Here is a 13,581-nt window from a genome sequence, read left to right as displayed (position 1 = left end):
CTGGGCCGCATCCGGACGAGCTGCCGGGCACCGGCAGTAAAACCAGACCGCTCGGTGGGTCAGGTGCACAGCGTTCACAGGGTTTACTGCCGCTGCGCGCCAGATCGTCGGCAAGGTGGAGCGCCACCCCGGCTGACACCCACGCTCTCCGGGCAGAAGCCATCAACACTGACGCCTGGGTATTAGTCGATCATTGAGCGGGGGCCACTACGCTTGATTGTTCACTGACAATCTGACGAATGGCACTGACGAACACATCCACCGGCTGACCGCCGGAAACAGCGTACTGGTCGTTGAACACGACAGTCGGCACTGAGCTGACACCCCGCGAGACCCAAAGCTGCTCGAGTTCGCGCACCTCGCTGGCGTACTGCCCCGACGTCAGGACTGTTTCGGCACGGACGCGATCAAGGCCGGCTTTCTGCGCCATATCGGCCAACACCTTATGACTGGAAACATCGGCGTGCTGGCTGAAATAAGCTGCAAACAGCGCTTCTTTCAACGCCTGTTGCCTGCCCTCGAGTTCTGCCCAGTGCAGTAGACGGTGAGCATCGAAGGTGTTGTAGATCCGCCGCTCGCCCGGTTTGAAGACAAAACCCAGTTCCGCGCCGCGCTGGCGGATGTTCTCGGCGTTGGCCAGGTATTGCTCGCGGGTGGAGCCGTACTTCTCGGCGATGTGCTCGAAGATTTCCTGACCTTCGGGGCGCATCCTGGAGTTGAGTTCGAACGGCTGGAAGTGGATCCGGGCCTGGACTTCATCACCCAGATGTTCAAGCGCCAGATCCAGCGCCCGCAATCCGATGATGCACCAGGGGCAGGAAACGTCGGAGATGAAATCGATTTTCAGCGCAGTGCTCATGGCAGCCTCGCGGGAGAGAGGAAAAGTGCCACGATACGCCGATCAGGCTTACACACAAACCTGTAGGAGTGAGCTTGCTCGCGAGCGGGATTGATCAGCCCCATCGGCGGGCCTGAAGCCATCGCGAGCAAGCTCACTCCTTCGGGATCGCGTTGTCTCCTACAGTTGCGCCACATGCGCTGCATCTTCGCGATGCTCACGCAGATAGGGCAGCACCGCCCCCAGTAATGGCGCCTTGAACGCTTCCTGAAACCGGTGAGCCAGCCCCGGAATGAGCTTCAACTGGCTGCCCTGAATGTGCGCAGCCACATGAATCCCGTGCATCACCGGGAGCAACGGATCAGCAGTGCCGTGCACCACCAGCGTCGGCACACGCAGGCGATTCAACAACTCGACGCGGCTTGGTTCGGCGAGGATCGCCAGGATCTGCCGTTTCACGCCTTCGGGATTGAACGCACGGTCGTAGGAAATAGTCGCTTGTTGCAGCAGCGCCTGCCGATCATCCTTGACCTCAGGACTGCCCAGCGCCGCCAGCAGATCAGCCTGTTGCTCAAGGGCGGTCTGCCGGTCAGGCGCCCCGCGCCGGGCCAGCAATTGCAGCAATGCCGGGCTGGGCATTGGCAGCCCGGGTGCACCGGAGCTGGTCATGATCAATGTCAGGCTTTCCACGCGTGCGGGCGCCATGTCCGCCAGATGCTGCGCAATCATCCCGCCCATGCTGGCGCCGAGCACATGGAATTGCCGGACGTGCAGCGAGTCCATCAGGCCCAGCGCATCCTGCGCCATATCGGTCAGCGAATAGGGTGCCGACACGGGCAGGCCGATCTTGTAACGCAATACTTCGTAGGTCAGGTTGGCGCTGGCAGGCGCCTGAACCCAGGTCGACAGGCCGACATCACGGTTGTCGTAACGAATCACCCTGAAGCCCTGTTGGCACAAGGCGATGACGACTTCATCCGGCCAGTGAATCAGCTGGCCACCAAGACCCATGACCAGCAGCAGCGCAGGGTCCGACTCACGTCCGATACTTTGATACGCCAGATGCACTTCATCGAGCTCGGCCACTTGCGTGGGAACGTCGATATCACATCCAGAGGCCGCAAAAGACGGCAGGCTGCACAGCAATGCCGCCAGGAAAAATAGAACCCGCATGAAAAACACCGAACCGCAGAACCCCAGTAGGCCGCGAGTCTGATGAAGATTTGCAAAGCGCGCTGCCACAGTTGCGTGACAGTTTGATGAAGATGGCCCAACGGTCGGGAAATGCCATTGGGCAACTGAACGACATCCGCCGCTGCAGCCGTCCGGCGTGCCGGCGGTGGCGTCCTTCAAATCGCGACCGTCGGCGAGCCGGGCTGCTACGAGTGGTAGTGCATTACGCCAGTTCGCTGCGCAGTTGCCGAGCCGCCGCCACCATGTTCAACAACGCCGCCTCAGTCTCGGGCCAGCCACGGGTTTTCAGGCCGCAGTCAGGGTTGACCCACAAACGATCAGCCGGGATACGCTGCACCGCCTTGCTCATCAGCTTGACCATCTCGGCCTTGTCCGGCACCCGTGGCGAGTGGATGTCGTAGACGCCGGGGCCGATGTCATTGGGATAGTCGAACGCTTTGAAAGCTTCAAGCAATTGCATGTCCGAGCGCGAGGTTTCGATGGTGATAACGTCGGCATCCATGGCCGCGATGGCCTCGATCACATCACTGAACTCGCTGTAGCACATGTGAGTGTGGATCTGCGTTTCGTCACGCACACCCGAGGCGCACAGGCGGAAGGCCTGCACCGCCCACTGCAGATACTCGTTCCATTGCGCACGACGCAACGGCAAGCCCTCACGGAACGCAGCTTCGTCGATCTGCACGATCTTGATGCCGGCCTTCTCCAGGTCGAGCACTTCGTCACCAATCGCCAGCGCCAGTTGCTGCGCCTGGACTTTGCGTGAGACATCTTCACGCGGGAAGGACCACATCAGCATGGTCACCGGGCCGGTCAACATGCCTTTCATGACCTTGTCGGTCAGGCTCTGGGCGTATTCGATCCAGTTGACAGTCATGGCCTGCGGTCGACTCAGGTCACCGAAAATCACCGCCGGCTTGACGCAACGTGAGCCGTAACTCTGCACCCAGCCGAAACGGCTGAAGGCATAACCGTCCAGTTGCTCGGCGAAGTACTCGACCATGTCGTTGCGTTCGGCTTCGCCATGCACCAGCACGTCCAGTCCCAGGCGCTCCTGGATTTCTACTGCGTGGCGAATCTCGGCACGCATCGCGTCGTTGTAGTCGTTGGCCGACAATTTGCCCTGTTTCCAGGACTGGCGCGCCAGACGAATCGACGCCGTCTGTGGGAACGAGCCGATGGTAGTCGTCGGAAAGGCTGGCAGTTTCAGACGCGCACGCTGCAATTCGATGCGCTCGGCAAATGCCGACTGGCGCTGACTGTCGGCAGCGGTAATGGCCGCCAGGCGCGCCTGCACCTCAGGTCTATGAATGCGTGGCGACTGTCTGCGGCTCAACTGCACGGCCTGGCTTTGGGCGAAAGCAGCCTGTACGCGCTCAGCGTCAGGATCGTTCAGCGCCTGGCTGAGGATCGAGATTTCCGCGCATTTCTGCTGAGCGAACGCCAGCCAGCTTTTCAGTTGCGCATCTAGCTGGTCTTCGCGCTCAAGGTTCACCGGGCTGTGCAGCAGTGAGCAGGAACCGGCGACCCACAGATTGTCGGCGAAGCGCAACTGAGCCTCGATCAGCAGTTGCCGCGCAGCATTCAGGTCGCAGCGCCAGACGTTACGCCCGTTGACCACGCCCAGCGACAGCACTTTGTAACTTGGCAGGCGGTCCAGCAGCGCGGGCAGTTGCTCGGGCGCGCGCACCAGATCGACGTGCAGGCCATCGACCGGCAACGACACCGCCAGTCCGAGGTTGTCTTGCAGACCGCCGAAGTAGGTGGCGACGAGTTTTTTCAGTGGTGAATATTGCAGGCTGTGGTAGGCGCGTTCGAAGGCGTTCTTCCAGTCTTGCGGCAGGTCCAGACTGAGGATTGGCTCATCGATCTGCACCCATTCAACCCCCTGCCCCGCCAGGCGTGCGAGGATCTCGCCATAGATCGGCAGCAGTCGGTCCAGCAGTTCGAGCTTGTCGAAGCTTTCCCCCTTGGCCTTGCCCAGCCACAGGTAAGTCAGCGGGCCGATGATCACCGGCTTGACGGTGTGACCCAGGGCGCGGGCTTCGTCGACTTCTTCGAACAGCTGCTCCCAGCTCAGTTTGAAACGTTGGTCCTGGGTGAATTCCGGGACCAGATAGTGGTAGTTGGTATCGAACCACTTGGTCAGCTCCTGAGCGTGCCGGGTCTTGCCATGACTGGCGCCGCAGCAGTCTTTGCTCGCGCCACGGGCCATGGCGAACAGCGTGTCGAGCGTCGGCAGGCCTTTATCGTTGCGCACTTGATGGAAGCGCTCAGGGATCACGCCGAAGGTCAGCGAGTGAGTCAGGACCTGGTCGTACCAGGCGAAATCACCCACTGGCAACAAGTCGATGCCGGCGTCTTTCTGCAATTGCCAGTGAGTGGCGCGCAAGTCACGCCCGACGGCTTGCAAGCCAGCCTGATCAAGATCGCCCTTCCAGTAGGCTTCCAGGGCTTTTTTCAGTTCGCGGTCAGCGCCGATGCGCGGAAATCCAAGGTTATGGGCAAGGGCCATGACAACTACTCCTTTCAAATTATGGCGCCATTGTCGACACCGCCCCCTACATGAGACAAACTCATTGTTTTCGTGTTGATCACAAAATTCATTCATGGAGCCGTCACGGTGCTGGAAATACGCCACCTCAAAACCCTGCACGCGTTGCGCGAGGCCGACAGCCTGGTGGATGCAGCCGATCGTCTGCATCTGACTCAGTCGGCGCTGTCCCACCAGTTCAAGGAACTGGAAGAGCGCATGGGCATGCCGCTGTTCGTGCGCAAGACCAAACCGGTGCGTTTCACCAGCGCCGGTTTACGCCTGCTGCAACTGGCGGATTCGGTGCTGCCGCAACTGCGCCATGCCGAACGGGATATCTCTCGTCTGGCGGGCGGGGTGGCCGGGCGTCTGCACATGGCGATCGAGTGCCACAGCTGCTTTCAGTGGCTGATGCCGACCATCGACCAGTTCCGCGATGCCTGGCCGGAAGTGGAACTGGACCTGGCGTCGGGCTTTGCGTTCGCGCCGCTGCCAGCGCTGGCCCGTGGCGATCTGGATCTGGTGGTGACGTCGGATCCGCTGGATCTGGCAGGCATTACCTATGTGCCGCTGTTCACCTATGAGGCGATGCTGGCCGTGGCCAATCAGCATGCACTGGCGAGCAAGCCTTTCGTGGTGCCGGAGGATCTGGCCAGCGAAACCCTGATCACTTACCCGGTCGAGCGCGACCGGCTGGATATATTCACCCGCTTTCTGGAGCCGGCGGACATCGAGCCGGCTCAGGTAAGGACCTCGGAGCTGACGGTGATGATGATGCAACTTGTCGCCAGCGGCCGTGGCGTGTGTGGGATGCCGCACTGGGCGCTGCATGAATACAGCTCACGCGGTTACGTGAAAGCCAAGCGGCTGGGTGAGAAGGGTCTGTTCGCCACGCTGTACGCAGCAATTCGCGCGGACATGCTGGATGCGCCGTACATGCGCGACTTCTTGCTGACGGCCAAGGACACATCATTCTCGACGCTCGATGGGGTGAGCGCGGTACGCTGAAAGCAAATGCAACACGGGCGAGCTTACGAGCCAGGACGACCAACGCTTGATCGCTCCCACGCTCCGCCTGGTAGCACTTCGCCAGACGATCCGTGTCGCCTGCTGGGTGACGCGAAGCGTCACGGGCTGCATTCCCACGCGGAGCGTGGGAATGATCCCTCCGTAGCGCGCCTGCTTTTGATTCCGGCCGCAGGCCGTGGGAGCCTGGCTTGCTGGCTCCCACAGGTGGTGTATCCGCGCGAAGAATCTGATTGTTCCACGCACTCCCCGTTTGCAGTCAACCGTAGAGCCCGCCTGGCCTTTGGGCCCAAATCAAAAGCTCAAACCGCCAACTTCCGATACAACGGCAGGATCGAATCCCGGGTCAGCGGTGCCAGCTGCAGATGATCGACTTTGCCGGCATCGACCCAGACAATTTCTTCTATTTCCGCCGCCGGCAGGACTTCATGTGCCACCGCCAACCGATAGAGCTGGCAGTTCACCTCAAAACCCGGCTCGTTGGCCGCCACCGCGCTGAACTCACCGAGAAACTGCGCCTCTTGCGGGTCGATCCGCAGCCCCAGTTCTTCATGCAGCTCCCGCGCCAGCGCATCGACCGGCGACTCTCCAGCGTCGATCTTGCCGCCCGGCTGCATGAACGCCTGCGTCCCGCGCTTGCGCACCAGCAGGGTCCGGCCGTCGGCACCGATCAGCAAGGCAGCGGCGATGCGAATGACCTTCACAGCACCACCTCGGTTTTCAGGGCACGGCTTTCTTCAGCGCGCTCCAGTGCCAGCACGATGAGCCGATCAATCAGTTCGGGATAGCTCAGGCCGCTGGCCTGCCAGAGTTTGGGGTACATGCTGATCGAGGTGAACCCCGGCAAGGTGTTGACCTCATTGATGATGATTTGCCGAGTTTGGGTGACGAAGAAGTCCACCCGCGACAGGCCTGCACAGCCCAGCACGCGATAGGCTTGCAAAGCGACTTCACGCACTTGGTCACTGAGGTCTTCTGCTAGCTCGGCCGGGATGGCGATGCGCGCCTGGCCATCGTTCAGGTACTTGGTGTCATAGGCGTAGAACTCGTCGTTGGCCACGACTTCGCCGCACACGCTGACCTTCGGGTCATGGTTGCCCAGCACGGCGCACTCCACTTCGCGACCGACAATGCCCTGCTCGATCAGCACCTTGTTGTCGTAGTCGAACGCCAGCTTCAAGGCCGCCGAGTAGCTGGCCTCGTCGGTGACTTTGCTCACGCCCACGGAGGAACCCTGACTGGCCGGTTTGACGAACAGCGGCAAACCCAACTGCGCCGAAACGCTGAGGAAATCCACCGACTCGCCACGGTGCAGGACCACGAACGGCGCCACGGCAATACCGGCATCGCGCAGCAGACGCTTGGTTACGTCCTTGTCCATGCACACGGCCGAACCCAGTACATCGGGCCCCACGAACGGGATGTCGAGCAGGCGCAACAGGCCCTGCAGCGTGCCATCTTCTCCGCAGCTGCCGTGAATCAGCGGGAACACCACGTCGATGCGCGGCACCTCCAGGCCGGTCTGCACTTCGACGAACTGTGGCCCTTTGCTGCCCGGCGTCAGCGACAGCAGACGGCCCGACTCGCTGAGCCTGATGTGCGCAGGGTCGGCAGGATTGTGCAGGTAATCACGCTCGTCGAAGCGCAGCCAATGGCCTTGTTTATCGATGCCGATCAAGGTGATGTAGTAGTTATTGCGATCAATCGCATTGATCACGTTGCGTGCCGATTGCAACGACACTTCATGCTCGGAGGATTGCCCACCGAAAACGATGGCGACTGACTTTTTCAAAGGGGGACGCTCCTGGATTTCAGGTCGCAGAGCTAAAAGCAATTTGCGTCTTTAGTCCAGTGCCGGGGCCATGCGGTGGACACAATGCAGCCAGAAAGGGCGAAAAAAACCCGCGCAGCGGGCTGACCATCAATGGCAGCCCAGGCGCGGGAGGTGCAACCAGCATCAGTCTTTCTTGGCAGCGGACCCGAAGGTGGCAAAGCGTTTGTTGAAGCCTGCGATGCGGCCTTCGGTGGTGGTCTTGCGTTGCTGCCCGGTGTACATCGGATGCGAGGCACTGGAGACGTCGAGTGCAACGTAAGGGTAGGTGTTGCCATCGGTGTGCTTGAGCGTGCGGTCCGTATCGACGGTTGAGCCGATGAGGAAATACACATCGGCGGCGGTGTCGTGGAACAGCACTGTGCGGTAGTCGGGATGGATATCGGCTTTCATGGCGCTCTCCAGATTCAAGTGATCATGTAATACGTTATACAGTAACAATACGCAAAAGTTCAACCGCCTGCTTTTTTGTAACGGTTACAACTTTGGTCTTTGCTGACGCCAGAAGTGCCGCTAATGTTCGCGCCGCTGCAAAAAGCTCCCCCTGCAATCGGGAACGGAATGAAACCATTACAAGGAGGTTGTGCGATGGACTTGATCGATCGTTATGAACTGACCATTCCCGGCCACATGCGGCTGGTCGATGCCCGAAGCGCCCTGAATCAACTGCAACGCTATATCCAGGGCACTGCCTCGCTGGACCGCCCTCTGCTGGCCGAGAAGCTTGAGCCACTGGTCGAGGCGCTGCACGAAGCAGCCGACGACGCCGTACCGGTCAATGGCCAGGACAGCTTCATGCGTCAGGCCTGCGAATGGGATTACATTGCGCTGTCCCCCAGAGAGCGGGACATGCTGCAACAGATCCGCAGCTGCAGCGAGGAAGGGCAGCAGGACATTTTTCGAATGGTCAGCCAGACCCTTGAACGCAAGCCGATGCCTGAGCCTCAGTGAGGCAGGAGGATCGACTTCTCGAGCACAGCTTCCAATCGATAGCATCCAACCGATAGCATCCAACCGATAAAACAGGGCGCGCCATTGCAGCGCGCCGTGTTTTTCGTCACGCCGCTTCCTGAAAGTCCATCTCAGGTGGCTGACGACGGAAACCGCCGGTGAGCCAGGCCAGGTAGACAATACCCACGGCCAGCCAGCTCAGGCCCAGGACGATTGCCATTCGGTCCAGGCTTACCATCAGCCACAGACACGCAACCGCACCAATGAGCGGGAAGATCAAAAACAGTATCAGCTCGCGCAACCCGCGGTTTTTGGCGCCGATCCAGTAGTGGAAGATCACCGACACATTGACTAGGGTAAAAGCGAGGAAAGCACCGAAGTTGATGAATGAGGTCGAGGTCGTCACGTCCAGCTTCAGCGCCATCAATGCCACCACGCCGCACAATATGATGCTGTTGACCGGCGTGCCGAAACGCTCGCTCACCCGTCCGAAGAATGACGCCGAGAGCACACCATCCCGGCCCATTGCATAGAGCAGGCGTGAACCGCTGGCTTGTGCCGCAAGGCCCGAGGCGAACTGGCCTACGACCATGCCGATCATGAAGAAACTCACGAACAGGTCGCCGCCGATGTTCCTGGCGATTTCATAAGCCGCCGAATCGGAGTTTTCGAACACGATCGAGGGGTGCGCCAACTGTACGAAGTACGACACGACGATGAAAATCAAACCGCCGATCAATGTAATCAACATGATCGCGCGAGGAATGGTGCGCACCGGATCCTTGGTTTCCTCGGTCAAGGTGCTGACTGCATCGAAACCCAGGAACGAGTAGCAGGCAATCGCCGACCCGCCCATGATCAAGGGCATTTTCATGTCGCCGGAGATGAATGGCGTCAACGTCCACAACGGCGTGCTCGCATCACCACCGATGTAATGGATGCACAGCACCACGAACGCCACCAGCACCAACATTTGAACCAGCATCAGCAACGCGCTCACGGTGTTGGCCAGCTTCAGCCCCACGATATTGATCACGCTGGTGATGACAATGAACGCCAGTACCCAGACCGGTTGCGGCACTGAAGGGAAGGCAGAACCCAGGTATGCCGCGCCGATCAGCCAGATGGCCATGGGCAGGAACAGGTAGTCGAGCAACACCGCCCAACCGGCAAGAAAGCCCAGCTTGGGACTGATGGCCTTGCGCACATAGCTATAGGCCGAACCGGCAACCGGGAAAGCCGCCGCCATGTGGCCATAGCTCAAGGCGGTGAAGAACATCGGGATCAACGCCGCCAGATAAGCCGCAGGCACCATGCCGTTGGTTGATGTCGCGAGAATACCGAATGTCGCCAGGACAACGGTCGGGGTCATATAAGCGATGCCGAACAGCACCACCGCCCCTAGTGAAAGGGTACGTTGCAGACGAGCCATGAGCGGTTACTCCGGGATTATTGGTTTTATGGCAGAGAAAACTACGGCAGAACAAAAACTGTTTTTATGGGTAAAGCGTGGATCGCTCCCGCCTGTGCTGCGCGAGCGTTCCATCGAGCGGGGTTAGCCAATCAGCAGTTCACGACGGCCATCGGCATGTTCGATGACTTCACCGGGCAAGCGGATTCGCTGGTCGTTGAGATACCGGTAATCCGCACGCGCAGCGGCCAGCTGACTGAAGTCCAGTTCGACCCTGAACTGGCATTCCTCGCGCCCGGCCTCGTGCAACAGGGTGCCAAACGGATCGACCAGGGTACTGCCGCCCGCGAAGACCAGTTCACCTGTGCCCGCCCCCACACGATTGACCATCAGCGCCAAGGCCTGGTTTTCCTGCGCGCGGGCCATAATTGCGGTGCGGTGGGTCGGGCCGTAAGGGTCCATGTTGCCGTTGGTGACGATGATCAGCTCGGCGCCCAGTTGCGCGAGGGCCCGGGCGGTCTCGGGGAATTCGATGTCGTAGCAGATCAACAGGCCGATGCGCACGCCGTTCCACTCACAGGTGGCAAACCGGTCGCCAGCCTGGAACACACCGCGCTCCGACGGCCACAGATGGGTTTTGCGATAACGCAGGGCAATGCCTTGGGGGGTGATCAGAAGCGTGGTGTTGTAGAACGTGCCGTTATCGTTTTCTGCAAAGCCGATCACCACGGCGATGTTGCGTTCACGTGCGGCCTGCTCAATCGCTTGCACCGCAGGGCCGTCTAGCGGCTCCGCGACCCTGGCCACGGTGTCCACCGCTGGAAAACCCATCAGGTAGGTTTCCGGGAATACGATCAGCTGCGTATCGCTGGCGCAGGCGGCAATCGCCGCCAATGCGCGACGCAGGTTGTTGACGGTGTCGCTATCCTGGCCTGCCAGTTGCGCTAGTTCGACCTTCATGGGTTCTCCTTATCGAGTCACATTGCCCATCGGGCACAAAATGCTGGCCTGATGATTGGCTCTGCGGGCAGTATGCGCATCAGCATGTGTTACGGGGTATTACGCAGCTGTAGTAACCCAATAGGGGTAGTTCAATGACAATCGCACTTCAGGACATCGCCTGGCATCGCTCGGTCGCGCAGTTGATCGACGCGCTGGACCGGCCGAACTTCTGGGCTCAACTGGTGCGCCTGCTCGATCAATACGTCAGTTTCGATAGTTGGGTGGCGCTGCAATTCAGCTCCGGCCAGCGCCCGCAGGTATTCGCCGAATGCCCCGCCGAAGACGGCAGCCCGGATCAGTTGTTTCAGGATTATCTCAAGGGGCTGTATCTACTCGACCCCTTCTATATCGCCAGCCGCGAGCGCTCGCAGAGCGGTCTGTTCCGACTGGCCGAGGTCGCACCGGAGCACTTCGAACTGACCGAGTATTACCAGCGCTACTTTCGCCTGAATGTCGTGGCCGATGAAATCCAGTTCAATTGCCAACTGGACAACGACCGCACCCTTTGCCTGTCACTGGGTTCGACCCTGCGTTTCAGCGTCGAACAGATCGCACTGTTGTCGATGATCCAGCCATGGATCACCGCCCTGCTACGCCAACGACTGCCCTACGAGCTGATGGACACAGCGTCTGACCAGGAACCGGTGGCCGCTCAGCTGCCAACCAATGACTGGCGCACGCAGCTGGAGGCTTCGGTGCAGCAGAGCCGTGGTGCTCAATTGACTTCCCGGGAGCTGGACGTGGGCCGCCTGATGCTCAGCGGCTGCTCCAGCAAGGAGATCGCGCGCAAGCTGGAAATTTCTGCGGAAACCGTGCGGGTTCACAAGAAACACATCTACAGCAAACTTGGAATCAAATCCCAGTCCGAGCTGTTTTCGATCTTTCTTCAGGCGCAGAGCGCCTGAAGCCAAGCAACGTCTTGCCGAAGAAAAGGCGCGGTACAGCGCCACCGCTAATGACATCAACCGTGTGAAGACCTACAGGATCGCCCATGAGTTTTTCCCTATTAAGTCGCTATGCCGTGTTCGTCGGCTGCGTGCTGTTCACGCTGTTCAGCCTTCCGTTCCTGCACCATGAGTGGCTATGGCCGTTCACCCTGGCCACCGCGATATTGAGCTTGATCGGCATTTTCGACCTGCTCCAGGTGCCGCATTCGATCCGTCGCAACTACCCGATTCTGGGAAACATCCGTTACGCGGTCGAAACCATCCGCCCGGAAATCCGCCAGTACCTGCTCGAAGCCGACAGCGACGCCCTGCCCTTCTCCCGCGCCCAGCGCTCGCTGGTGTATGCGCGGGCCAAGAATGAATCGGCCGACAAGCCGTTCGGCACCCTGATCGATGTTTACCAGACCGGTTTCGAATTCATCAGTCACTCGATGCGCCCGGCGCCGCTGGCCGATCCGAACCTGTTCCGCGTCACCGTCGGCGGGCCGCAGTGCACACAGCCCTACTCGGCATCGATCTTCAACATTTCGGCCATGAGTTTCGGTTCGCTCAGCGCCAACGCCATTCGCGCGCTGAACCGCGGGGCAAAACTGGGCAATTTCGCCCACGACACCGGCGAAGGCAGCATCAGCCCTTACCACCGTGAAAACGGCGGCGATCTGACCTGGGAGCTGGGCAGCGGTTACTTTGGTTGCCGCACTGAAGACGGCCGCTTCGACCCTGAGCGTTTCGCCAGACAGGCGCAGGATCCGCAGGTACGGATGATCGAAATCAAGATGAGCCAAGGCGCCAAGCCGGGCCATGGCGGCATCTTGCCCAAGCACAAGGTGACTCGGGAAATCGCCGACACCCGGGGCATCCCGATGGGTGAAGACTGCATTTCGCCATCCCGGCACAGCGCATTTTCCACGCCGTACGAAATGATGCAGTTCATCGCTCAATTGCGCGAGCTGTCGGGCGGCAAACCGGTGGGCTTCAAGTTTTGTCTGGGCCACCCGTGGGAGTTCATGGGCATCGCCAAGGCCATGATGGAAACCGGCATCCTGCCTGATTTCATTGTGGTTGATGGCACCGAAGGTGGCACCGGCGCGGCGCCTGTTGAGTTCACCGACCACATGGGCGTGCCGATGCGCGAAGGCCTGTTGTTCGTGCACAACACCTTGATCGGCCTGAACCTGCGCGACAAGATCAAGCTCGGCGCCAGCGGCAAAATCGTCAGCGCCTTCGACATCGCCAGCGTGCTGTCGATCGGCGCCGACTGGGCCAACTCGGCCCGCGGCTTCATGTTCGCCATCGGCTGTATCCAGTCGCAAAGCTGCCACACCAATAAATGCCCGACCGGCGTCGCAACCCAGGATCCGCTGCGCCAACGCGCCCTGGTGGTGCCGGACAAAGCCCAGCGCGTGGCCAACTTCCACCGCAACACCTTGCACGCCCTGGCCGAAATGCTCGCCGCCGCAGGCCTGGACTCACCCGATCAACTGGAAGCCAAGCATCTGGTCCGTCGCATGTCGGCCACCGAGATCAAACAGTTTTCCCAATCCCACGTGTTCCTGCAGCCGGGCCAGTTGCTCAATGGCATTGTCGACGACAGCTTCTACTCGCGCATGTGGCGCATGGCGCGGGCCGACAGTTTTGAGCCTAATGACATTGATTGATCGCGCCAGTCGAGTTTGAATCTCTGAACCACTACTGCCGGCGAAGGCGAATTCTGCCCGCCAACGCCGGCAGACAAACAGCTGTATCAGGCGTTTCATGCCCGATCAGCGATAAAGCTGAGACATTCTGTAATACCCGCGTTTTGCAATTGACGTTTAAACACGGCACCCTGCGCGCCGCCGATCAGCC

At 60.1% G+C, this 13,581-nt stretch carries 12 protein-coding genes; 4 read left to right on the top strand and 8 right to left on the bottom strand.

All coding sequences use genetic code 11. The annotated features are described in order from the left end of the window. Window positions 1-190: 190 nt before the first annotated feature. The 3 genes from ACI2KS_RS06060 to metE all read right to left on the bottom strand — a co-directional run bounded on the left by ACI2KS_RS06060 (window position 191) and on the right by metE (window position 4,547). Window positions 191-859, bottom strand: coding sequence for a DsbA family oxidoreductase (locus tag ACI2KS_RS06060; RefSeq protein WP_404618160.1), 669 nt, complete (start codon window positions 857-859; stop codon window positions 191-193). Between the two features lie 159 nt (window positions 860-1,018). Next, entirely contained in the window at window positions 1,019-2,011 is a 993-nt protein-coding gene (locus ACI2KS_RS06055) for an alpha/beta fold hydrolase (protein WP_404618158.1), read from the bottom strand. A gap of 223 nt (window positions 2,012-2,234) precedes the next feature. Continuing rightward, window positions 2,235-4,547 carry a 5-methyltetrahydropteroyltriglutamate--homocysteine S-methyltransferase gene (gene metE, locus ACI2KS_RS06050; RefSeq protein WP_404618156.1) on the bottom strand — a complete coding sequence of 771 codons (2,313 nt, stop codon included), beginning with the start codon at window positions 4,545-4,547 and terminating at the stop codon, window positions 2,235-2,237. Window positions 4,548-4,655: 108 nt separating this feature from the next. Between metE and metR the strand changes: the two genes are divergently transcribed. Further along, window positions 4,656-5,573 carry a transcriptional regulator MetR gene (gene metR / locus ACI2KS_RS06045; protein WP_404618154.1) on the top strand — a complete coding sequence of 306 codons (918 nt, stop codon included), beginning with the start codon at window positions 4,656-4,658 and terminating at the stop codon, window positions 5,571-5,573. 320 nt (window positions 5,574-5,893) lie between these two features. Here the strand turns inward: metR and ACI2KS_RS06040 are convergent, their stop codons facing one another. From ACI2KS_RS06040 to ACI2KS_RS06030, 3 genes are all read right to left on the bottom strand, one after another. Continuing rightward, on the bottom strand, window positions 5,894-6,295 hold the full coding sequence (locus ACI2KS_RS06040; protein WP_404618152.1) for an NUDIX domain-containing protein: 402 nt from the start codon (window positions 6,293-6,295) through the stop codon (window positions 5,894-5,896). After that, complete coding sequence (gene ddlA, locus ACI2KS_RS06035) at window positions 6,292-7,383, bottom strand: D-alanine--D-alanine ligase (RefSeq protein ID WP_404618150.1); 1,092 nt, start codon at window positions 7,381-7,383, stop codon at window positions 6,292-6,294. Before ddlA ends, ACI2KS_RS06040 begins: the two co-directional genes overlap by 4 nt. 165 nt (window positions 7,384-7,548) lie before the next feature. After that, entirely contained in the window at window positions 7,549-7,815 is a 267-nt protein-coding gene (locus ACI2KS_RS06030; RefSeq protein ID WP_404618148.1) for a type B 50S ribosomal protein L31, read from the bottom strand. 195 nt (window positions 7,816-8,010) lie between these two features. Between ACI2KS_RS06030 and ACI2KS_RS06025 the strand changes: the two genes are divergently transcribed. Continuing rightward, window positions 8,011-8,373 (top strand): hypothetical protein, encoded by a 363-nt coding sequence (locus tag ACI2KS_RS06025; RefSeq protein WP_404618146.1) that lies wholly within the window; start codon window positions 8,011-8,013, stop codon window positions 8,371-8,373. Window positions 8,374-8,479: 106 nt separating this feature from the next. On the opposite strand, the gene ACI2KS_RS06020 is transcribed toward ACI2KS_RS06025, so the two are convergent. Both ACI2KS_RS06020 and ACI2KS_RS06015 read right to left on the bottom strand, forming a co-directional pair. Further along, window positions 8,480-9,805 carry an APC family permease gene (locus tag ACI2KS_RS06020; RefSeq protein ID WP_404618144.1) on the bottom strand — a complete coding sequence of 442 codons (1,326 nt, stop codon included), beginning with the start codon at window positions 9,803-9,805 and terminating at the stop codon, window positions 8,480-8,482. A 123-nt stretch (window positions 9,806-9,928) separates the two neighbouring features. After that, a complete protein-coding gene (locus ACI2KS_RS06015; protein ID WP_404618142.1) occupies window positions 9,929-10,744 on the bottom strand; it encodes a carbon-nitrogen hydrolase family protein in 816 nt (271 codons plus the stop codon). A 134-nt stretch (window positions 10,745-10,878) separates the two neighbouring features. On the opposite strand from ACI2KS_RS06015, the gene ACI2KS_RS06010 reads away from it, so the two are divergent. Continuing rightward, window positions 10,879-11,691: a response regulator transcription factor gene (locus tag ACI2KS_RS06010; RefSeq protein ID WP_404618140.1), complete on the top strand. Its 813-nt coding sequence runs from the start codon at window positions 10,879-10,881 to the stop codon at window positions 11,689-11,691. 86 nt (window positions 11,692-11,777) lie between these two features. Further along, on the top strand, window positions 11,778-13,391 hold the full coding sequence (locus tag ACI2KS_RS06005; protein ID WP_404618138.1) for an FMN-binding glutamate synthase family protein: 1,614 nt from the start codon (window positions 11,778-11,780) through the stop codon (window positions 13,389-13,391). Window positions 13,392-13,581 lie beyond the last annotated feature (190 nt).

It is taken from the genome of Pseudomonas sp. NPDC087358 (genome assembly GCF_044900785.1).
In the GTDB taxonomy this organism is placed as follows: Bacteria; Pseudomonadota; Gammaproteobacteria; order Pseudomonadales; family Pseudomonadaceae; genus Aquipseudomonas.
The sequence above is the reverse complement of the archived record's forward strand: the minus strand, read 5'-3'. Positions and strand labels throughout refer to the sequence as shown.